Origin of the sequence: Sanguibacter massiliensis, assembly GCF_900240335.1 — a bacterium.
GTDB classification, from domain to species: domain Bacteria; phylum Actinomycetota; class Actinomycetes; order Actinomycetales; family Cellulomonadaceae; genus Flavimobilis; species Flavimobilis massiliensis.
In genome coordinates this window covers 2377538-2398381 of record NZ_LT964979.1, presented here as the reverse complement: position 1 = coordinate 2398381, position 20844 = coordinate 2377538, and the positions used below count along the sequence as shown (strand labels likewise).

The 20844-nt window shown below is 71.8% G+C and carries 17 protein-coding genes; 7 read left to right on the top strand and 10 right to left on the bottom strand.

The window, feature by feature from the left end:
* Positions 1–4: 4 nt before the first annotated feature.
* The 5 genes from C1729_RS11140 to C1729_RS11120 form a co-directional block, all read right to left on the bottom strand.
* The gene (locus C1729_RS11140; protein ID WP_165375489.1) at positions 5–1366 is read right to left on the bottom strand and encodes a hypothetical protein; all 1362 of its coding nucleotides are present in this window, start codon (positions 1364–1366) and stop codon (positions 5–7) included.
* A gap of 722 nt (positions 1367–2088) precedes the next feature.
* A complete protein-coding gene (locus C1729_RS11135; protein WP_102510004.1) occupies positions 2089–2742 on the bottom strand; it encodes a DUF5666 domain-containing protein in 654 nt (217 codons plus the stop codon).
* A gap of 32 nt (positions 2743–2774) precedes the next feature.
* The gene (locus tag C1729_RS11130) at positions 2775–3989 is read right to left on the bottom strand and encodes an ABC transporter permease (RefSeq protein ID WP_102510003.1); all 1215 of its coding nucleotides are present in this window, start codon (positions 3987–3989) and stop codon (positions 2775–2777) included.
* Entirely contained in the window at positions 3986–4717 is a 732-nt protein-coding gene (locus C1729_RS11125) for an ABC transporter ATP-binding protein (RefSeq protein WP_102510002.1), read from the bottom strand. Before C1729_RS11125 ends, C1729_RS11130 begins: the two co-directional genes overlap by 4 nt.
* Before the next feature lies 1 nt (position 4718).
* Positions 4719–6095 (bottom strand): efflux RND transporter periplasmic adaptor subunit, encoded by a 1377-nt coding sequence (locus tag C1729_RS11120; protein ID WP_102510001.1) that lies wholly within the window; start codon positions 6093–6095, stop codon positions 4719–4721.
* 224 nt (positions 6096–6319) lie between these two features.
* On the opposite strand from C1729_RS11120, the gene mshD reads away from it, so the two are divergent.
* The 3 genes from mshD to C1729_RS11105 are packed head-to-tail and all read left to right on the top strand — an operon-like array spanning position 6320 to position 10571.
* Complete coding sequence (mshD, locus tag C1729_RS11115) at positions 6320–7207, top strand: mycothiol synthase (protein WP_102510000.1); 888 nt, start codon at positions 6320–6322, stop codon at positions 7205–7207.
* 38 nt (positions 7208–7245) lie between these two features.
* Positions 7246–9522, top strand: a complete 2277-nt coding sequence (locus C1729_RS11110) for an RNA degradosome polyphosphate kinase (protein ID WP_102509999.1) — start codon at positions 7246–7248, stop codon at positions 9520–9522.
* A gap of 5 nt (positions 9523–9527) precedes the next feature.
* On the top strand, positions 9528–10571 hold the full coding sequence (locus C1729_RS11105; protein ID WP_207204671.1) for an NUDIX hydrolase: 1044 nt from the start codon (positions 9528–9530) through the stop codon (positions 10569–10571).
* A 71-nt stretch (positions 10572–10642) separates the two neighbouring features.
* Here the strand turns inward: C1729_RS11105 and C1729_RS11100 are convergent, their stop codons facing one another.
* From C1729_RS11100 to C1729_RS11090, 3 genes are all read right to left on the bottom strand, one after another.
* A complete protein-coding gene (locus C1729_RS11100; RefSeq protein WP_102509998.1) occupies positions 10643–11647 on the bottom strand; it encodes an inorganic phosphate transporter in 1005 nt (334 codons plus the stop codon).
* A gap of 6 nt (positions 11648–11653) precedes the next feature.
* A complete protein-coding gene (locus C1729_RS11095) occupies positions 11654–12262 on the bottom strand; it encodes a DUF47 domain-containing protein (RefSeq protein WP_422917660.1) in 609 nt (202 codons plus the stop codon).
* 336 nt (positions 12263–12598) lie between these two features.
* Positions 12599–13231, bottom strand: coding sequence for a hypothetical protein (locus C1729_RS11090; protein ID WP_340637949.1), 633 nt, complete (start codon positions 13229–13231; stop codon positions 12599–12601).
* A gap of 75 nt (positions 13232–13306) precedes the next feature.
* Between C1729_RS11090 and C1729_RS11085 the strand changes: the two genes are divergently transcribed.
* From C1729_RS11085 to C1729_RS11075, 3 genes are all read left to right on the top strand, one after another.
* A complete protein-coding gene (locus C1729_RS11085; RefSeq protein WP_102509995.1) occupies positions 13307–14737 on the top strand; it encodes a sugar porter family MFS transporter in 1431 nt (476 codons plus the stop codon).
* A 111-nt stretch (positions 14738–14848) separates the two neighbouring features.
* A complete protein-coding gene (locus C1729_RS11080; RefSeq protein WP_165375488.1) occupies positions 14849–15367 on the top strand; it encodes a MarR family winged helix-turn-helix transcriptional regulator in 519 nt (172 codons plus the stop codon).
* Complete coding sequence (locus tag C1729_RS11075; protein WP_102509993.1) at positions 15364–17049, top strand: MFS transporter; 1686 nt, start codon at positions 15364–15366, stop codon at positions 17047–17049. Before C1729_RS11080 ends, C1729_RS11075 begins: the two co-directional genes overlap by 4 nt.
* 129 nt (positions 17050–17178) lie before the next feature.
* Here the strand turns inward: C1729_RS11075 and msrB are convergent, their stop codons facing one another.
* Both msrB and C1729_RS11065 read right to left on the bottom strand, forming a co-directional pair.
* On the bottom strand, positions 17179–17577 hold the full coding sequence (msrB, locus tag C1729_RS11070; protein ID WP_102509992.1) for a peptide-methionine (R)-S-oxide reductase MsrB: 399 nt from the start codon (positions 17575–17577) through the stop codon (positions 17179–17181).
* A gap of 398 nt (positions 17578–17975) precedes the next feature.
* On the bottom strand, positions 17976–19667 hold the full coding sequence (locus tag C1729_RS11065; RefSeq protein WP_102509991.1) for a DEAD/DEAH box helicase: 1692 nt from the start codon (positions 19665–19667) through the stop codon (positions 17976–17978).
* A 332-nt stretch (positions 19668–19999) separates the two neighbouring features.
* On the opposite strand from C1729_RS11065, the gene C1729_RS11060 reads away from it, so the two are divergent.
* Positions 20000–20755, top strand: coding sequence for a M50 family metallopeptidase (locus C1729_RS11060; RefSeq protein ID WP_102509990.1), 756 nt, complete (start codon positions 20000–20002; stop codon positions 20753–20755).
* Positions 20756–20844 lie beyond the last annotated feature (89 nt).

Here is a 20844-nt window from a genome sequence, read left to right as displayed (position 1 = left end):
GACGTCAGTCGAGCCAGTCGACGACAGTCGTGGTCCTCCTGTCGTTGACGAACCCGGACCACGCGATGCTGCCTGCCGTCGCCTTGACCTCGCCGGCATTCTCCTCGACGACGATCCGCGCCAGCGCATCGGTGTCGAGGTCGAGCACGTACACGGGCGGGGTGGTCGCCCCGGCGCCCCCGCCGAAGGACCACACGAGCCGCGCCTCGTCGAGAGCAGTCGACGCGATGGTCGTCGCTTCCCGGAACTCGTCACCGATCTCGGTCGAGGGCTTCACGCCGCCGCCGTGGACGCCGACGAGCGTCGTGCTCGACAGGTTCATCGCGTAGGCGGCGTCACCAACGGCGAACGCGACGCGCGACCCGTCGGACGACAGCTCTCCGAGCTCCTCCTCCGCCCCGAGCGTCTCCGTGGTGTCGATCGACAGCAGTGGCGTCGCCTCGTTGTCTGCGACGACCGCGAGCCCCGTTCCGCGCCACATGAGTTCGGCAGCGGGTTCCCCCTGGTCGTCCTGCGACATCGTGGAAACCTCTGTGAGCGTCCGGACGACGAGCCCGTCGGACGTGACGACGAGGCTGTCGCTCGCCTTCGCGACGACGTCGATCGGACCCGTGCCGTCGAGCCGTCGGCTGACGACGACGGGCGGCCCCTCGCCGTCGGCGGGCGCGGTGCTCCACCACACCCTGTCGGCCCCGACCGCGAGCTGCACCTCGAAAAAGGTGAGCGGCTCCTTCCCCCCGGTGAAGTCCTCTGCCATCGCGACGAGGTGCGGAACTCCGTCGTCGAGCCGCGCCGCGAAGAGGCGCCAGTCGTCATGGAACAGGTCGGTGCTCGCGGTCTCCGCCCAGACGACGTGCGTCGAGGAAGCTGCCACCGCGGTGATCTGCCGCGGGTCGTCCCCGGGCACGAGGCCCTCGGTCGTGGGGAAGCGACGGAGCGTACCGTCCGCTCGACGCACGCCGATGCGGTCGTTGGCCGGAAGCCGAGACCCTCCGTCCCAGGTGCAGGCTTCCTTGGGTCCGATGCGGACAACCGTGGCGCCGCCTCCGAGCACCACCTCAGCACCGATGCGCTCGACGCAACCGCCTTCGGAGCGGACCGTGTCCAGCACCTCATACGTCTCGCCCTCTCGGGCGTCGACCTGCGACGCGACCGGGACCCAGCCCACGTCCAGCACGCGGCCGCCTGGATCGAGCAGCGCGCGAGGCTTCTCGGCATTCTCGGTCGGGGCCGGCAGTTGCGCCGGACCGGACGACGTCGCGGTGCCCGTAGCGGACGGCGTGGCCGCCGCTGGCGGCCGCGGGGCCTCCGGCGTGCATGCCGTCGTCAGCGTCACCGCGGCGAGCAGGGGCAACGTCACGCTCAACCGGATGAGTCTCACGCAACGACGCCGCGCGCCGCGGTGAAGAAGGCGAAGGCTCCTCGGACAAGCCGTGCTGCACGCATACACAATCTCCTAGTCGCTGAGTCCCTGGGCACCTGGCGAGAGTCAGGCTTGCGGGGCAAATGATGCCTGTCGCCCGAGCGTGACGCAACCACCAGGGCAGCAAAATGCCTCACTGGCGATGAGTTGATCATTCAACCCTTTGGTGTCGTGCCGCCGGCGGCTCCCGTCGCACAGCACGAACGGCGACCCCATGTGGGATCGCCGTCCGGCCAGCTGGAGCAGGGGTATCAGGCGAGGAAAATCTGCGTGCGACCCGACGGGGTCGGTGCGCAGGTCCTATGCGTGGACTGGTCGCTCGTGGGTCCGGCCTGCTCCGGTGTGCTGTTGTGATCTCGAGTCTGCCTCAGGATCCCGCGGTTTCCTAGGGACCGAAGCCCCTGGGCAGGCGGGCCCAAAGCGGGTAGTGTCGGTTCTTGGGTCGCCTTACGGGCGGCCTTCGTCGTCCCCGGGCGCCTTGGCCAACCCACCGCACTCGCCCCGCGCGACTCGTAGCACCCCTACCCCCCGACTCGTAGGCCTCCAGCACCATCGAACGGTGCTCCAGACCTACGAGTCGCGCTGTCCGACCGACTCGTAGGCCTCCAGCACCATCGAACGGTGCTCCAGACCTACAAGTCACGGGGAGGGGCGCCGTCGTCGTCTCAGCCGGCTGCGCCTGCGGTCGGCATGCTGCCGGGCATCCCACCGAACGCGAGACCGGACAGCGTCCCGGAGATGACGCTCGTCGCGGTGACGTCACCGTCGTCGCCCGTCGTCCCCATGACCGTCACCGTGTCACCCACGGCGAGGTCGGCGGTCGTGCCCTCCGCGACGGTCGTCACGGCCGCGTCGCCCGCGTCGACGGTGATCGTCTGCCCGTCGTCCGTCGTCACCGTGAACGTCGTGCCGTCCAGGCTCGCGACCTTGCCCGACGTGCCCCGGCTCGGACGTCCCGACCCGCTGTCGCGGCCGTCGCTGTCGCCTGACCCGCCGGGGACGCCCTGTCCCCCGCCCGGGAAGCCCTGCATGCTGCCGCGGCCGAACGTGCGCCCGTCGTCGGAGCTCTTGCCGATCTGGTAGCCCGTGAGCGTGCCGCCGGCGAAGAGCGCAACGCCAGCGACGGACGCGACGAGGACGGTCGTGAGCGACGGCCGGCGGCGCGGCCCGGCAGGGACGACAGGCTCGGCCGACAGGGTTGCGGGCGGCGCCGCGAGCAGCTGCTCGGGCGTGGGCGCACCCGCGGACGGGGCCGCGTAGCCGCCCGTGGCGGCGGGGTCCGGCGACTGCGGGCCGGGCTGCGGGATGTTCTCGGTCATGTGAGTTCTCCAGTTCTGGCGGTGAGGTGGGGTCAGTCGTGACGCAGGGCGTCGACGGGCCGCATGCGGGCCGCACGCAGCGCGGGATAGCCGCCGAAGACGACGCCGATGCCGATCGAGACGGCGAGCGCGAGCGCGACGGTGGACGGGACAATGACGGGGTTCGTGCCGAGGATCGTGAACTGCGAGCCGATCCACGCACCGAGGACGCCGAGCGCGCCGCCGAGCAGCGAGAGCAGGGACGCCTCGAGGAGGAACTGCCCGAGGACCGCGGAGCGGGTCGCGCCGAGCGCCTTGCGGATGCCGATCTCGCGGGTCCGCTCGGTGACGGTGACGAGCATGATGTTGGTGACGCCGATGCCGCCGACGAGCAGGGACAGCGCGGCGACCGCAGCGAGCATCGACGTGAACGTGTCCGTCGCCGACGTCGCGGTCGACAGCAGCTGCGACTGGTTGGCGATCGTGTAGGGCGCGTCGGCACCCGCCGCGACGCCGAGCGCCTCGTCAAGCACGTACGTCGCCTCGGCCATGGCCGCGTCGACCGCGTCGGCGTCCGTCGCGGTGAGGGTGATCGTCGAGAGCCCGCCGTAGCCCGTGAACGTGCGCTCGACGCGCGTGAGCGGCATGACGACGAGGTCGTTCGTGCTCGACGTCCCCGCGGAGTCCTTCGCCGCCATGACGCCGTCGACGACGAACGGGGTCGACCCGACGACCACCGTCTGCCCGACGGGGTCCGCGGTCCCGAAGAGGTCCTCGGCGACCTGCGCACCGAGGACGACGACACGCCGCGAGAGGTCGACGTCGTTCTGCGTGAACCCGCGGCCGAGAGCAACGGGCGACGCAGTCGCGTCGAAGTAGTCGGGCGTCGTCCCGACGATCTGCGCGGTCGACGTCGTCGAGCCGACGACGACGGTCGCCGAGCTCGTCACCTGCGGGACGACGCTCGCGATCGACGGCGAGGAGCCGTCGGCGACCGACGCGCTCAGCGCGTCGACCGTCGCGGTCGTGAGGGTCTGGTCCTGCACCGCGCTCCGACCGCCGCCCGACGACGACGCACGCACCGTGATCGTCGTCGTGCCGAGCGAGCCGATCTGCTCCGCCACCGCCTGCGCCGACCCGTTGCCGACGCCCACGAGGAGGATGACGGAGCCGACGCCGATGAGCACCCCGAGGAGGGTGAGGCACGACCGCAGCGGGTTCGCGCCGATGCCGCGCAGGGACGAGCGGACGATCTCGAGGGGGCTCATGCGACCTCCCCCTGCGCCCGGACGAGCGGTGCGCCGGGCGTGAGACCGTCGGTGCGCTCGTCGGCGACGATCCGGCCGTCACGCATGCGCACGACGCGACGGCACGCCGCCGCGACCTCGTCCTCGTGCGTGATGAGGACGATCGTGCGGCCCGCGTCGTTGAGACGGCCGAAGATGTCGAGGACCTCCGCAGTCGAGCGCGAGTCGAGGTTGCCCGTCGGCTCGTCCGCGAGGACGAGGCGCGGCGCGTTGACGAGCGACCGCGCGACGGCCACGCGTTGCTGCTGGCCTCCCGAGAGCTCGTTCGGCGCGTGCGTCGCCCGGTCGCCGAGCCCGACGAGCTCGAGCGCCGCTCGGGCGCGTCGGCGCCGCTCGGAGGGCCGCACGCCCGCGTACGCCATGGGCAGCTCGACGTTCGCGAGAGCGCTCATGCGCGGCACGAGGTTGAACGCCTGGAAGACGAACCCGACACGGCGGCCGCGCACGCGGGCGAGCTCGCGCTCGCCGAGCGTCGCGACGTCGATCCCGTCGAGCAGGTAGGTGCCGGACGTCGGGACGTCGAGGCAGCCGAGGATGTTCATCATCGTCGACTTCCCGGAGCCCGACGCCCCCATGATGGCGACGAGGTCACCCTCGTCGACCGTGAGGTCGACGCCGACGAGCGCGTGGACCTCGCCGCCGTCAGTGCCGTAGGTGCGCCGCACGTCGCGCAGCTCAAGGACGGGCATGTCAGTTGCCTCCCGGCATGCCGCCGCCGGGGAAGCTGCCCGACGGCATCTGCCCGCCGCCCGGGAAGCCGCTGAAGCTGCCCTGGCCGCGCTGGTTCGTCGTCGTGGTCGTGCCGACGGACGTGTCGACCGAGATGACGACGGTCTCGCCGACGTCGACGCCCGAGATGATCTCGGTCGCGGTGTCGCCCTGGACGCCGACCTCGACGGTCCGCGTCGCGGTCGTGCCGTCGGCGGCCTGGACGGTCACGGTGCCCGACGTGCCCGAGACCGTCACGGCCTGCGAGGGCAGGGTGACGACGTCGGTGGCTTCGGCCGTGACGACCGTGACCGACGCGGTCTGCCCGAGCCTCACGCCGTCGGGGATCTCGTCGAGCGTGATCGTCGCGCCGAAGGTCACGACCGGGCCCGAGCTCGACCCGACGGGGTCGACCGCCGTGACCGTCGCTGCTGCCGACTCGTCGTCGACCGCGGGGAACGTCACGGTCGCGGCCTGCCCGACGTCGAGCTGCGCGGCGTCGGCCTCGTCGAACGACGCGGCGACGACCATCGTCGTGACCGACGAGATCGTCACGAACGCGGTCGACGTCCCGGAGCCGCCGCCGGCGGCAGTGGACGCGCCGCCGGACGACGATCCGGTGCTCTGTCCGACGACACCGCCGACCGCCGTGACGACCCCGGTGACGGGAGACGTGAGCGTCGCGTCGTCGAGCGCAGCCTTGGCGTCGTCGCGCGTCGCGACAGCCTTCGCGTAGGCCTTCTGCGCGCTCGAGAGCGACGACGACGCGGTGACGACCTTCGCCTTCGCCTGCGTGATCGAGGCCTTGCTCGGCGCCGTGGTCTGGGTCGTGGTCTGGGTCGTGCTCGGTTGGCCGGAGGCGTCGTCCGCGCGCTGCGTCGTCGTCGAGGATGCCTTCGCTGTCTTCGCGGCGGCCTTCGCCGCCGCGACCGCGTCGTCGTACGCGTCCTGCGCCTCCGACACCGATTGGTTCGCGGCGGTCACCTCGAGCTTCGCGGAGTTCACGCGTGCCGCAGCCTCGTCGACCGCCTCCTGCGCGGCGTCGAGCGCGTCGTCGAGGTCGTCGGTCGCAATCGTGCCGAGCGTGTCGCCCTTCGTCACGGAGTCGCCGACGGCGACCTTCACCGCCTTCACCGTGCCGGCGACCGGGAACGACACCTCGGTGACCTTGCCCGACGACAGGGTGCCCTGCGCGGCGATCGTCGTCGTCACGGTGCCCTGCTGGGCGGTCGTCGTGCGGGTCGTCGTGCCGTCGGCGACGGCGGACGTGCCGTCGTCGGGGCGCAGGACCCACCAGGTGCCGCCGACGACGGTGACCAGGACGAGCACGAGGGACACATGGAGGAGGCGACGTCTCATGGACCGGAGTTTTCACCTCCGGCCTGGGACGACGCCTGGCTCTCGCTGAAGATTCCCTGCGACCGCTCCCGCGACCCTGCCCCGTCCCCACGCTCCCCGACTCGTAGGGCCCCAGCACCATCGAACGGTGCCCCAGACCTACGAGTCGCACGGCCGGGCCTCCGTGTCGCACGGCACGGGACGCCCCGGACCGTGCGCCGCCAAGGTTGTGGTGGGATGGGGGGATGGGTTCGAACCTCACGGTCCGGGGGCCGCTCGACGACGTCGTCGCGGTCGAGGTGCGCGCGCTCGCCGCCGCGGCGGCGCACGCCGACGGCGTCCCGCCGATCTCCGAGCAGCCGCTCCTCAACCTCACGGCCGACCACCACGACGTCGCCCACGTGCTGCGCCGCGACGGCGCGGGAACGCTCCTCGCGTACGCACAGCTCGACCTCGGGGGCTCGCCCCCGACGGCCGAGATGGTCGTCTCCCCCGACGCCCGTCGTCGCGGCCTCGGCACGGCGCTCCTCGAGGGCCTGCGGGCCCTCGCGCCCGACGGCTTCGGCCTATGGGCCTACGGGCACGGCACGGGCGCGCAGGCGTTCGCCGAACACCACAGGCTCGAGACCGTGCGCGAACTCTTCGTCATGGACCGCCCCCTTGCGGGGACGGCGGCGCGCCCCACGCCCCCCGACGGCTACACGCTGCGCACCTTCACGCCCGACGACGCCGACGCATGGCTCGCCCTCAACGCGCGCGCGTTCGCGCACCACCCCGAGCAGGGCCGGCTCACGCGCGCCGACCTCGACGCCCGCCTCGCCGAGTCGTGGTTCCGTGCCGACGACCTGCTGCTCGTCGACGGCCCGGACGGCCTCGCGGCGTTCGTGTGGACGAAGGTCGTCGGGACGGACGGCGAGCTCTACGTTGTCGCCGTCGACCCGGACCACCAGGGCCGCGGCCTCGGCCACCTCCTCACCGAGGTCGCGCTCGCGCACCTCGCCGAGCGTGGCTGCACCCGAGCGCTGCTCTACGTCGACGGCGACAACCTCCGCGCCGTCAACGTCTACCGTCGCGCCGGCTTCGACCTCGCCGACCGTCACGTGCTCGTCCGCGGCACGTCGGCCACCTCCTGATCACCGCAGAGCCACCGGAAGATGCCACGATGTCTGCCATGAACGACGACGCGACCGCCACGACCGTCCCCGACGAGCCCGCCCAGGTGGCGCGCACCGTCCCGACGATCCCGCTCGACCCGGAGCTCGCGGCACACATCGCGGAGCACATCGCCGAGCCCGTCGACGCGCCCGACGCTCCCGTCGAGCTCGCGCCCCTGCCCGACGACCGGTTCGCGGACCGCGAGCTGTCGTGGCTCGCGTTCAACCAGCGGGTCCTCGAGCTCGCCGAGGACCCGGCGACGCCGCTGCTCGAGCGCGTGCGGTTTCTCGCGATCTTCGCGTCGAACCTCGACGAGTTCTTCATGGTGCGCGTCGCGGGCCTCAAGCGACGGATCGCGACGGGCATCGCGGTGCCGTCGGCGTCGGGCCAGACGCCCCGCCAGGTGCTCGAGGGCATCGCCGAGAGCGCGCACGTCCTCGCCGAGCGGCACGCGCGCGTCTTCACGGAGCAGGTGCAGCCCGCGCTCGCGCGCGAGGGCATCACGATCGTCGGCTGGGACGACCTCTCGTCGAACGAGCAGGACCGGCTGCGCAAGTACTTCCGCAAGCAGATCTTCCCGGTCCTCACGCCGCTCGCAGTCGACCCGGCGCACCCCTTCCCGTACATCTCGGGGCTCTCGCTCAACCTCGCGGTGCTCGTGCGCAACCCGGCGACGGGCAAGGAGCACTTCGCGCGCGTCAAGGTGCCGCCCATCCTCCCGCGCTTCGTCGCCGTCGACTCCCGTGGCCGCCCGTCCGCACCGGACGCGCAGGTCGCCGCCGCGCAGGAGACGAGCTTCGTGCCGATCGAGGACGTCATTGCGGAGCACCTCGACCAGCTCTTCCCCGGCATGGAGATCGTCGAGCGGCACCTCTTCCGCGTGACGCGCAACGAGGACGTCGAGGTCGAGGAGGACGACGCCGAGAACCTCCTCCAGGCCATGGAGAAGGAGCTGCTGCGCCGACGCTTCGGTCCGCCCGTGCGTCTCGAGCTCACGCCTGACGTCACCCCGCGCATCCGCAAGCTCCTCCTCAAGGAGCTCGACGTCGAGCCCGACGAGGTCTACGAGCTGCCCGTGCCGCTCGATCTCACGGGGCTCAACGTCATCGCGGACATCGAGCGGCCCGACCTCACGTACCCGCGCTTCGTGCCGACGACGCACCGCTACCTCGCGGAGGTCGAGTCGGCGACGCCCACGGACGTCTTTCAGGCGATCCGCACGCGCGACATCCTGCTCCACCACCCGTACGACTCGTTCTCGACGTCCGTGCAGACGTTCCTCGAGCAGGCTGCCGCGGACCCGGCGGTGCTCGCGATCAAGCAGACGCTCTACCGGACGTCGGGCGACTCCCCGATCGTCGACGCGCTCATCGACGCGGCCGAGGCCGGCAAGCAGGTCCTCGCGCTCGTCGAGATCAAGGCGCGCTTCGACGAGCAGAACAACATCTCGTGGGCCCGCAAGCTCGAGCAGGCGGGCGTCCACGTCGTCTACGGGATCGTCGGGCTCAAGACGCACTGCAAACTGTCACTCGTCGTCCGGCAGGAGGCCGACGGCCTCCGCCGCTACTGCCACGTCGGCACGGGCAACTACAACCCGAAGACGGCGCGCCTCTACACGGACCTCGGCCTGCTCACGTGCGACCCGGACGTCGGCCAGGACCTCTCGCGGCTCTTCAACCAGCTCTCCGGCTATGCGCCGCGCTCGCGCTTCCAGCGGCTCCTCGTCGCGCCCCGTTCCGTGCGGACGGGCCTCGTCGAGCGCATCGACCGCGAGGCGCAGATCGCGCGCGAGGGCCGTCCCGCGTGGATCCGCATCAAGGTCAACTCGATCGTCGACGAGGCGACGATCGACGCGCTCTACCGCGCGTCGCAGGCGGGCGCGCAGGTCGACCTCGTCGTCCGTGGCATCTGCGCGGTGCGGCCGGGCGTGCCGGGCCTCTCCGAGACCATCCGGGTGCGGTCGATCCTCGGGCGGTTCCTCGAGCACTCGCGGATCTTCGCGTTCGGCAACGACGGTCATCCCGACGTGCTCATCGGCTCGGCCGACCTCATGCACCGCAACCTCGACCGCCGTGTCGAGGCGCTCGTGTCGATCGTCGACGAGGAGCAGGTCGTCAACCTCGTCGAGCTCCTCGAGGGCTCGATGGACGACGGCACCGCGTCATGGCACCTCGGCCCGGACGGCACGTGGGTGCGGCACCATCTCGGTGCCGACGGCGAGCCGCTGCGGGACCTCCAGGGCACTCTCATTTCCCGGCAGCGACGGCGCCTGGGGATGGGCCGGGGGCGGTGAGCCGCGTGGCCGTGCCCTCGGGCTCGAGCCTCCTCGACACGGGCGAGTCGGTGCGCCGGCCCGCGATCGAGGCTGCGGGCGCGCTCGTGTGGCGCGAGCGCAAGGGGCGGCTGCAGGTGCAGCTCGTCCACCGGCCCCGGTACGACGACTGGTCGTGGCCCAAGGGGAAGCTCGACCCGGGCGAGACGTTGCGCGAGTGCGCCGTGCGCGAGGTCGCCGAGGAGACGGGCAGGCCCGTCATCCTCGGCGTGCCGCTGCCCATGCAGCGCTACCGGACGCCCGAGGGTCGGCTCAAGCGCGTCCACTACTGGGCGGCCCGTCGCGCGGCCGACGTCGACGCCCCCGCGGTGCGCGTGCGTCCGCCCGTCGCTCCGGTCGACCCCACGGAGATCGACGACGTCGTGTGGCTCGACGTCGACGCTGCGCGTGCGCGGCTCACGCGTGCGACGGACCGCGAACCGCTCGACGCCCTCGTCCACGCGCACACGAAGGACCGCCTCGCGACGCACGCGCTCGTCGTCGCCCGGCACGCTCGCGCCCGCAAGCGCAGCGCGTGGGCGGGCGGGGAGGACGATCGCCCCCTGACCCCCGCGGGCTACCTCCAGGCCGCGACCGTCGTCCCGATCCTCTCCGCGTACGGCGCCGCCCAGATCGTCTCGAGCTCGTGGCTGCGCTGCACCGACACGATCGCGCCGTACGCGCGTGCGACGGGGCTCTCGGCGGGCCTGAGCTTCGACCTCACCGAGCTTGCGCACGCCGACGACCCGCGGGACGCACGCGACGTCGTCGAGCGGCTCCTCGCCGACCCGGTCGCGTCCGTGCTCTGCACGCACCGGCCCGTGCTGCCCACGGTCCTCAAGGTGCTGCGCCTGCACGCACGCCGCAGCGTGCGCGCCCAGCTGCCGGACGAGGACCCGTACCTCAAGCCGGGCGAACTGCTCGTCGCGCACGTCGCGCCGCGGCCCGACGGCCCGCGCGTCGTCGCCGTCGAGATCTCCCGCAGCCACCTGCACGCGAGCATCCTCGGCAACCGCGCAGGCGTCGCCTGACCCCTGAGGCACGGAGAGACGGCTCCCCGCCATTCGATGGTGGGGAGCCGTCTCTCCGTGCAAGGGACGGGTCAGACGAGGAGCGGGCGGAGCACCCAGAACACCGCGACGGACACACCTGCGGCCGCAGGGATCGTCAGCACCCACGCGATGCCGATCGACTTCGCGACACCCCAACGCACGGCGGACAGCCGCTTCGTCGCGCCGACGCCCATGATCGCGGTCGTGATCGTGTGCGTCGTCGAGACCGGCGCGTGCAGCCAGAAGGCGTTGAGGTAGAGGACGATCGCGGAGACGGACTCGGCCACGAAGCCGCGCGCCGGGTCGAGCTCGATGATCCGGCGGCCGAGCGTCCGCATGATGCGCTTGCCGCCCGTCGCGGTGCCGGCAGAGATCGCTGCGGCCGCGAGGATCTTGATCTGCCACGGGATGGGGTCGCCGCGCGTCGTCCAGTCGACGGCAGTCGTCGCGAGGAACATCACGCCCATGGTCTTCTGCGCGTCCTGGAGGCCGTGACCGAGCGCCATCGCCGCGGCCGAGGCCGTCTGCGCAATGCGGAAGCGGCGCGACGCCTTGGCGGGCGCCGCGTTCTTGAAGATCCACAGGACCGCGACCATGACGAGGAACGCGATGCCGAACCCGATGATCGGCGAGAAGATCATCGGCAGGACGACCTTCTCGACGATCGAGTCCCAGTAGACGGCGATCCCGCTCGCGAGGCCCGCGCCGACGAGTCCGCCGATGAGCGCGTGCGTCGACGACGACGGCAGGCCGAACCACCACGTGATGAGGTTCCACGTGATCGCACCGACGAGCGCCGCGAGCACGGCCACGAGCGTGAGCCGCGTGCCGACACCGTCGATGTGGATGATGTCGTGCGCGATGGTCTCCGCGACCGCCGTGCCCATGAGGGCACCCGCGAAGTTCATGACGGCCGCCATGGCGAGCGCGACCTTCGGCGTGAGCGCGCGCGTCGACACCGAGGTGGCGATCGCGTTCGCGGCGTCGTGGAAGCCGTTGGTGAAGTCGAACGTCAGCGCGAGCGCAGCGACGACGAGTACGAGTGCGACGTCCACGAGGGGTCAGGACTCCTTGACGGCGATCGTCTCGACCGTGTTGGCGACCTTCTCGAACGCGTCGGCGGCCTCCTCGAGGATCTCGACGACCTCCTTGAGCTTCATGAGGAGGATCGGGTCGGTGATCTCGTCGAACATCTGCGCGAGGAGCTTGCGGTGCTGCTTGTCCGCCTGGTTCTCGAGCCGGTTGATCTCGACCCAGTAGTCCTGCAGGTCGCTCATCGAGCGCAGGCGCGGCATCGCCTCGGCCGTGATCTCGGCGCAGCGCTGGAGGATCTGCACCTGGTCGGCGACGCGCCGCGGCAGCTCGTCGAGCTTGTAGAGGACGATGAGGTCGCTCGCCTCTTCCATGAAGTCCATGCAGTCGTCGAGCGCCGACGCGAGCTCGTAGATGTCGTCGCGGTCGAACGGCGTGACGAACGTCGAGTTCATGCGTCGCATGATCGTGTGCGTGGCTTCGTCGGCGAGGTGCTCGACCTCGTTCATCTGCTTCGCGATGGTCTTGCGGCCGGCGAGGTCGGCGCCGAGGAGTTCGCCGAGGAGCTTGGATCCGGTGACCAGGTGCTCCGCCGAGGCGGTGAAGAGGTCGAAGAACGTGGTGTCGCGCGGTGTCATACGCGGAATGCGCACGGGTACTCCCGTAAAGAGGCAGCCTTGTCCTCCGTAGCGTAGGCCCACGTCACGGTGAACGCGCAACCGTCCGGGTGATCCTCCGTCGACCATCACGAGAAATCGCGGTGCAGGCCACCCGGGTCCCTGCAGGCCGTGGGACGAACGGCTCTGCCGCGGTGTGAGGAACGAGACGTCTGGCGCCGGGCACAAAGATGCGACGCCGGACCGGGAGCGCCTCTCGGCGCGTGGCCGCTCGAAGCGGCTGATGTTGGAGCCCGGGGCTACCGCAGCCCGACGTCGCTCTCCCATTATAACGGCGGCTCCCGGGGCTGCGCAGGATCAGTCGAGCTGGTCGGCACGCCAGCAGCGCGCGGCCGCGTCGAGGTCGTCGGCCGTCGCGACGAGCGACGCGGCGCCGAACGTGAGGCGGGAACCCCGCGCCGGGTCCGTCGGCTCGACGCTGTCCGCGTCAACCGCGGCACCTGTCGCGAGGATGCGGCAGAAGGCCGCAGCGCGCTCGAGCGCGACGGCGAGATCACCGTCGAACACGCCGGAGAGCACGGAGTCCGCGAGCGCCCGCATGTCCTCGGGCGAGGGACCCGCCGCGCCCGCGACGACCTCGGCAACCGGGGTGTGCTCGACGCCCAGACGGTAGCGCAGCCCGACCGTGCGGGCGTCGCGACGCACCCACTCACGCAGGACGAAGAGGCGCCACAGCGCCCCCGGCAGCGTCACGGGCGCGGCGTCCGCCCACAGCGCCGCGACGGCGTCGAGACCCTCGGTGTCGACGAGCCGGAGGATGCGCGCGGTGACCTCCGCGTCGTCCGTCGCACGGCCCTCACGGACGAGGGCGCGAGCTGTCGTGTGCGCGATCTCCTCCCGGAGCGCGGGGTCGTGCCCGCCGGGGATCTGCTCCGCCTCGGCGGGGTCGAGCATCGCGGGTCGTCGGAAGCTTCTGCGCGGGCCGGTCACGTCATTCACTCCTACAGTGTTGACCACGCGGCCGCGCCACGTCCCGTGCGCCCGCCACGGACCGAGGAGGAACCCTTGCCCGAGCAGCCCACGACCCTCACTTCGTCCCAGCACCGGCGGGCCGTCGTCCTCGCGGTGTCCGCCGCCGTCGGCGGTTTCCTCTTCGGCTTCGACTCCTCCGTCGTCAACGGCGCGGTCGACGCGATCCAGCACGAGTTCGACCTCTCCTCGTCCGTCACGGGGTTCGCCGTCGCCGTCGCGCTGCTCGGGTGCGCGCTGGGCGCGTGGCTCGCGGGTCGCGCCGCGGACCGCTGGGGGCGGCCTCGCGCGATGCTCCTCGGGGCCGTGCTGTTCCTCGTCTCGTCGGTGGGGGCCGCGTTCGCGTTCGCGGTGTGGGACCTCGTGCTGTGGCGGGTCGTCGGCGGCATGGGCATCGGCGTCGCCTCCGTCATCACGCCCGCCTACATCTCGGAGATCTCCCCGAGCGCGGTGCGGGGCCGACTCGCGTCGCTGCAGCAGCTCGCGATCACGCTCGGTATCTTCGCGGCGCTGCTCTCCGACCAGCTCTTCGCGACGACGGCCGGGGCGGTCGACGAGGGCGCGCCGATCGCGCTCGGTGCGAGCCTCTTCGGGCTCGACGCGTGGCGGTGGATGTTCCTCGTCGCCGTGGTGCCGTCGGTTGTCTACCTCGTCGTCGCGCTGCGCGCGCCCGAGTCTCCGCGCCACCTCGTCGCGACGGGACGGCGCGAGGAGGCGGCCGAGGTCCTGCGTTCCCTCGGCACGCAGGACGCCGAGGACCGCGTCGAGCAGATCGCGCGTGCGCTCGAATCCGACCGCGAGAAGCAGCAGCGCTCGACGCTGCGCGGCGGCCGCTTCGGGCTGCGACCGGTCGTGTGGGTGGGTGTCACCCTCTCGGTCTTCCAGCAGTTCGTAGGGATCAACGTCATCTTCTACTACTCGACGACGTTGTGGCGCTCGGTCGGGTTCGACGACTCGGACGCGTTCCTCGTCTCGACGATCACGGCGGTGACGAACGTCGTCGTGACGCTCGTGGCGATCGCGCTGGTCGACAAGGTCGGGCGGCGGCCTCTGCTCCTCGTCGGCTCGGCCGGCATGACGGTGTCGCTCGCTGCGATGGCGCTCGCCTTCACGCAGGCGACGGGCTCGGGTGACGACGTCAGCCTGCCCGGGGCATGGGGCACGGTCGCGCTCGTCGGCGCGAACCTCTTCGTCGTGTCGTTCGGGGCATCGTGGGGACCCGTCGTGTGGGTGCTCCTCGGCGAGATGTTCCCCGGTGGCATCCGGGCGGCGGCTCTCGCCCTCGCGACGGCGGCGCAGTGGATCGCGAACTTCACGGTGACGGTGTCGTTCCCGCCGATGTCCGCGGACCTCGGTCTGCCCGTCGTCTACGGCGTCTACGGGGCGATGGCACTGCTCAGCGGGCTGTTCGTGTGGAAGTTCGTCGCGGAGACGCGCGGCAAGGAGCTCGAGGACATGACGGACTGAGCTGCCCGGCCGCGTCCGGGGTCCACTCGGATGTCGCGCGGCTCACACCCAAATCGTTTGTGTGTCGCAAGCAATCGGTTTAGCGTCGTCCTGTCACAACAAGGAGACGCCATGACCACCCCCGCCGACGCCAGACCCCCCTCCCTCCTCGACGGACCCGACGCGCCCACAGACGACGTCCGTGCCGTCCTCCTGGCCATCGAGGCCTTCGGCCGCGCCCAACGCTGCATCGGCACCGCCTTCGTCCACGAGCTCAACCTGCCCCGCGCCTCCCTCGGCGTCCTCTTCAAGCTCCAGGTCCACGGAGCCCTCCAGATCAGCGAGCTCGCCCAGCTCCTCCAGGTCGACGTCTCCGTCGCCTCGCGCCAGGCCACGACCCTCGTCGACGCCGGGCTCGCCGTCCGCGACATCGACCCCGACGACCGCCGCGCCCGCACCGTCGCCCTCTCCCCCGCCGGCCACGAACGCGCCGCCACCGCCCGCCAGGCCGTCGCGAAGCTCCTCGCCGACGCCCTCGGCAACTGGGACACCGGGCGCCTCGCGACGCTCGCCACCTCCCTCAACGACCTCACCGACGCCGTCACGACCCACTTCGACGGCCCGCAGCACCACAGCAAGGACCTCGCATGACACGTACCGCCACCGCACCGGCCCCCGAGCACGTCTCGGGCGAGCCCAGCAGCATGACCCACCGCGAGGTGCTCCGGACGATCTCCGGCATCTTCATGGGACTCTTCGTCTCGATCATCGCGACGTCGATCGTCTCCTCGTCGCTGCCCAAGATCGTCTCCGAGCTCGGCGGCGACCAGTCCGCCTTCACGTGGGTCGTCACCGCGACCCTCCTCACGACGACGATCTCCACACCCATCTGGGGCAAGATCGCCGACCTCGTCGACCGCAAGCTGCTCATCCAGATCGCGCTCGTCATCACGGTGCTCTCCGCGGCCCTCGCCGGCTTCGCTCACAACCCAGCGACGCTCATCACGTGGCGTGCCTTCCAGGGCATCGGTGCCGGCGGCCTCACCGCCGTCGGCATGGTGCTCATCGCGGACGTCATCTCGCCGCGCGAGCGCGGCCGGTACATGGGCTACATGGGCGCCGTCATGGCCGTCGCGACCATCGGCGCGCCGCTCCTCGGCGGGTTCCTCACCGACACCGCCGGCTGGCGCTGGAACTTCTTCGTCGGCGTGCCCTTCGCGATCGCCGCGATCATCCTCATCCAGCGGACCCTCCATCTGCCGACCATGCGCCGCACCAGCCGCGTGACGATCGACTACCTCGGGGCGTTCCTGCTCTCCGCGGGTATCGCGCTCCTGCTGCTCTGGGTGACGTTCGCCGGCTCGCGCTTCGAGTGGCTCTCCTGGCAGACCGCCGCCATGGCGGGCGGCGCCGTCCTCATCCTCGCGGTCGCCGTGTGGGTCGAGTCCCGCGCCGCGGAGCCGATCATCCCCCTCGGCCTCTTCCGCAACCGCACGCTCACGCTCACCGTCGTCGCCTCGACCGCGCTCGGCATCGTCCTGTTCGGCACCACGGTCTTCCTCGCCCAGTACATGCAGATCGCGCGCGGCTACTCCCCGACCGTCTCGGGCCTCCTCACCGTGCCGCTCATCCTCGGCCAGCTCAGCGCGTCGATCGCGTCGGGCCGCGCCGTGTCGAACACGGGACGCTACAAGCGGTTCCTCCTCACCGGCGCCGTCATCATGCCCGTCGGCATCGCCCTCATGGGGACGATCACCTACCGCACGAACCTCGGCCTCATCAGCCTCTACATGGCGCTCATCGGTATCGGCATGGGCATGCTCATGCAGAACATGGTGCTCGCCGCGCAGAACTCCCTCACGCCCGCCGAGCTCTCGACCGGCTCCGCCGTCATCGCGTTCTTCCGCTCGCTCGGCGGCGCGATCGGTGTCTCGGCGCTCGGCGCGATCCTCGGCAGCCGCGTCGCCACAGAGATCGCAGCAGGCTTCACCGAGGCAGGCATCAAGCCCCCCGCGTCGCTCGCGGGCGGCACGCTGCCCGACGTGAGCACGCTGCCCGAGCCCGTCGCCCGGATCATCGAGTCCGCGTACGGCACCGGCGTCGCCGAGGTGTTCCTCATCGCCGCGCCGCTCGCGCTCATCGCGCTCGTCGCCGTGCTCTTCATCACGGAGGTGCCGCTCGCGACGAAGTCCAACGCCGAGCTGCGCCTCGAGGAGCTTGCCCGCGCCGAGGCGGCCGGCGAAGCGGCGCCGGATGCCGAGGCACAGGCCGAGACGAAGGCCGACGCCGAGGCGGAAGCCGAGGCCGACGCCGAATCCACCACCCGTCCCTAGCCCCCGACTCGTAGGTCCCGAGCACCGTCCAACGGTGCTGACGACCTTCGAGTCAGCTGGCTCGTTCGACTCGTAGGCCCTCAGCACCGTTCGATGGTGCTGAGGGCCTACGAGTCGTCGGGTGGCGGGTCAGCTCGGGTCGAAGGTGAGCGACACCGAGTTCATGCAGAACCGGTTGCCCGTCGGGGTCTGCGGCGCGTCGGGGAAGACGTGCCCGAGGTGCGAGCCGCAGCGCGCGCACCGCACCTCCGTGCGGCGCATGCCGAGGGAGTCGTCGTCGAGCAGCTCGACCGCGTCGGAGCGGCTCGCCTCGTAGAAGCTCGGCCAGCCGCAGCCGGCGTCGAACTTCGTCCCTGCGTCGAAGAGCTCGGCGCCGCACGCGCGGCAGCTGTACGTGCCGGCGCGCTCCTCGTCGAGCAGCGCGCCCGACCAAGGCCGCTCGGTGCCGGCCTGCCGCAGGACGTGGAACTCCTGCGGACTCAGCTCGACGGTCCACTCGTCGTCGGTCTTCTCGATCTCGTACGCCATGTCGGTCCCTCCGTCGTCGGTGCTCCCATCATCCCTCGCCCGGCGCCCGCTCGCGCTGCCTCACGGCACCGACACCCCGGGTGCCGATTGCCGATCCGTGCACGGGACGTGCACGGATCGGCTATCGAGCCCCCTCGCGGAACGGGAGGAGAGACCCAATAGCGGATCCGTACGCATGACGCGTACGGATCCGCTATTGGGCGGCCCGACGAGGGACGTGCACGGATCGGCTATCAGGACTCCGTTCCGCCGGGAGCAGGGGGCTTCGATTCCGGATCGGTACGCATGACGCGTACGGATCCGCTATTGGGCGGCCCGGCGCGGCCCGGCCCGCCGGGGCACGGACGACGAGGCCCCTCCGCACACGGTGCGGAGGGGCCTCGTGAGAACGGCTGAGGTCAGCGGCGGCCCGAGCGCGCGCCGCGCGACATCTCGACGAGTCCACGTCCCGCGCCCGACGAGCCACCACGCGACGCCCTACCGGACGCGCCACCAGAACCACCGGTAGAACCGCCACCCGAGCGACCCGCAGATCCCCCGGACGGCTCACCCGTCGTCGACGACCACACAGGCTGCGACCCCCCGCGAGACGCACCGCCACGGCCCTGCTGCTGACCGGACGCACCGCGTCCGGATCCGCCCCGACGTCCGTCCGAGCGTGCGCCCCCAGGACGCGACGGGTCGGCCTGCTGACCGCCACGGCCCGTGCCGGGACGTCCGCCGCGCGGCTGGTCGCCGCGCACCGCGACGTCGGAGCCACGCGAGCTGGCCGACCCGCGGGCAGGACGCCCGGACCCGTCGGACGTCGACGTGCCGCCGCCACGTCCCGCACTGCCGTCGGCAGCCTTCTTCTTGCGCGGCTGCTTCGGCGCGGGCTGCGCCGCGGCCGGAGCCTCGGACGGCTTGACGCGCGGCGCGACCTCACCAACGAGGTCGGTGACGACCTTGTCGGTCGCGCGCACGCGCACGGGCGTCACGGTGATGCCGGCCTTGCGGGTGAGGTCCTTGACGTCGCCCCGCTGCTCGGGCGTCATGACGGTGACGACGACGCCGCCCTCGCCCGCGCGCGCCGTGCGTCCGGAGCGGTGGAGGTACGCCTTGTGCTCGGCGGGCGGGTCGACGTGGACGACGAGCCCGACGTGGTCGACGTGGATGCCGCGCGCGGCGATGTCCGTCGCGACGAGCACCTTGACGGCGCCTGACGTGAACGCCTCGAGGTTCCTCTCGCGGGCTCCCTGCGAGAGGTTGCCGTGGAGGTCGACCGCGGGCACGCCCTCGGCCGTGAGCGTCTTCGCCATCTTCTTGGCCTGGTGCTTGGTGCGCATGAAGAGGATGCGACGGTCGACGCCGGACGCGAGCGCGAGGACGAGGTCCTTCTTCGCGGTGGCGTCGGCGACCTCGAGGACGTGGTGCGTCATCGCGCCGACGGGCGACGTCTCGGGGTCGACGGAGTGGTGCAGCGGCTTGTGGAGGTAGCGCTTGACGAGCACGTCGACGCCGTTGTCGAGCGTCGCGGAGAAGAGCATGCGCTGTCCCTGGGCGGGGGTGCGGTCCATGATCCGCTTGACGCCCGGGAGGAACCCGAGGTCGGCCATGTGGTCGGCCTCGTCGAGCACGGTGATCTCAATGTCGTCGAGCGTGAGATGACGCTGGCCGAGGAGGTCCTCGAGGCGGCCGGGGCACGCGACGACGACGTCGACGCCCTTCTGCAGCGCGGTGACCTGGCGCGACTGGGAGACGCCGCCGAAGATCACGGTCGTCGTGAGTCCGAGCGCCTTCGCGAGCGGCGCGAGCGTCGCGTCGATCTGCGAGGCGAGCTCGCGCGTCGGGGCGAGGACGAGGGCGCGCGGGCGGGCGGGCTTCGTGCGGCCGGAGCGCGACGCGTCGAGCCGCGTGACGATGGGCAGCGAGAACGCGAGGGTCTTGCCGGAGCCGGTGCGGCCACGGCCGAGGACGTCGCGGCCCGCGAGCGTGTCGGGGAGGGTCGCGGTCTGGATGGGGAACGGTGCGGTCTTGCCGTCGCGCGCGAGGGCGTCGAGGACGGGCGTGGGCAGGGGCAGGTCGGAGAACGACCGGATGGTCTGAGGCATGTGTCTTCCTGGTTCGGCCCGGAGCACGGCGCACGGGGGCGCTCGGTGTCGACCGGGGTCGGGGTCCGCCGCACGAGGCAGGATCACGGCTCCGCGCTGTGCGCGGGCGGGGATCGTGCGGGACTCCACGACGCGGGACCGGCGGTACGCGCGGTCCTCGTCGACCAGTGTCTCACCTGCGGGCGGTGACCGTCACCCCGTCCCAGTGGTGACGCACCCGACATCCGCGAGATAGCAGTTCCCTGCCGAGATAGCGCCTGCAGAGCGCTATCTCGGGCGCAGAGCGCTATCTCGCGGACCGGTGTGCTGGCGGAGGACGGCAGGATGGTCCCGTGACCGACGTGCTGCGCGACATCTGGGAGGCCGCGACGACTGCCTCTCCCCCGCCCGAGACCTCCCTCGTCCTGGCTGCGGCCGCCACGGCGCTGCTGCTCGTCGTGTGGCGGCCCGCGTGGAGCGTCGTCCGGCACGGTGTGACGACCGTCCACGAGGCATGCCACCTTGTCGTCGCCGCGCTCACGGGCCGCAGAATCATGGGGATCCGCCTGCACTCGGACACGTCGGGTCTCGCACTGTCGAAGGGCCGACCACGCGGCCCGGGGATGGTGCTCATGACGGCCGCCGGGTACACGGGCCCGGCGATCGTCGGGCTGGCTGCCGCGTTCGGCGTGGGTCGGGGCTACGACGTCGGTGTTCTGTGGGCGCTCGTCGTCCTTGCGCTGTTCGTGCTGCTCATGATCCGCAACTGGTACGGCTTGTGGACGATCCTCGTGACGCTCGCGCTCCTGGGTGCGCTCACGTGGTGGGGCACGGCGGAGGTCCACGCGTTCGCGGCGCACACGGTGACGCTCGTGCTGCTCGCCGGGGCGGTGCGGGCGGTCGCCGAGCTCGGGTTCTCGCGTCGCGGCGGGCGGGCGCGCTCGTCGGACGCCGACGCGCTCGGCAGGCTCACGCGCCTGTCCGGAGGCCTGCGGGTGGGCGTGTTCGCACTCGTCGGGGCGGGGTGCCTCGCGCTGGGTGCGTGGTGGCTCGTCGGCCCGACGTTCTCGGGGCTCGCCGACGCCGCTGCGGCGTTCCTCCCCCGCTGACCGGACGCCCCACCACGTCCTGCGCGACGGATCGTCGGCTTCCGACCATCGAACGGTCGGAGGCCGTCAATCCGCCGGAGCGGGGGCGC

Coding starts and splice junctions, on each gene's coding strand:
- C1729_RS11135 (WP_102510004.1), bottom strand. CDS start 2,742: ATGACCGAGAACATCCCGCAGCCCGGCCCGCAGTCGCCGGACCCCGCC.
- C1729_RS11130 (WP_102510003.1), bottom strand. CDS start 3,989: ATGAGCCCCCTCGAGATCGTCCGCTCGTCCCTGCGCGGCATCGGCGCG.
- C1729_RS11125 (WP_102510002.1), bottom strand. CDS start 4,717: ATGCCCGTCCTTGAGCTGCGCGACGTGCGGCGCACCTACGGCACTGAC.
- C1729_RS11120 (WP_102510001.1), bottom strand. CDS start 6,095: ATGAGACGTCGCCTCCTCCATGTGTCCCTCGTGCTCGTCCTGGTCACC.
- mshD (WP_102510000.1), top strand. CDS start 6,320: ATGGGTTCGAACCTCACGGTCCGGGGGCCGCTCGACGACGTCGTCGCG.
- C1729_RS11110 (WP_102509999.1), top strand. CDS start 7,246: ATGAACGACGACGCGACCGCCACGACCGTCCCCGACGAGCCCGCCCAG.
- C1729_RS11095 (WP_422917660.1), bottom strand. CDS start 12,262: ATGACACCGCGCGACACCACGTTCTTCGACCTCTTCACCGCCTCGGCG.
- C1729_RS11080 (WP_165375488.1), top strand. CDS start 14,849: ATGACCACCCCCGCCGACGCCAGACCCCCCTCCCTCCTCGACGGACCC.
- C1729_RS11075 (WP_102509993.1), top strand. CDS start 15,364: ATGACACGTACCGCCACCGCACCGGCCCCCGAGCACGTCTCGGGCGAG.
- msrB (WP_102509992.1), bottom strand. CDS start 17,577: ATGGCGTACGAGATCGAGAAGACCGACGACGAGTGGACCGTCGAGCTG.
- C1729_RS11065 (WP_102509991.1), bottom strand. CDS start 19,667: ATGCCTCAGACCATCCGGTCGTTCTCCGACCTGCCCCTGCCCACGCCC.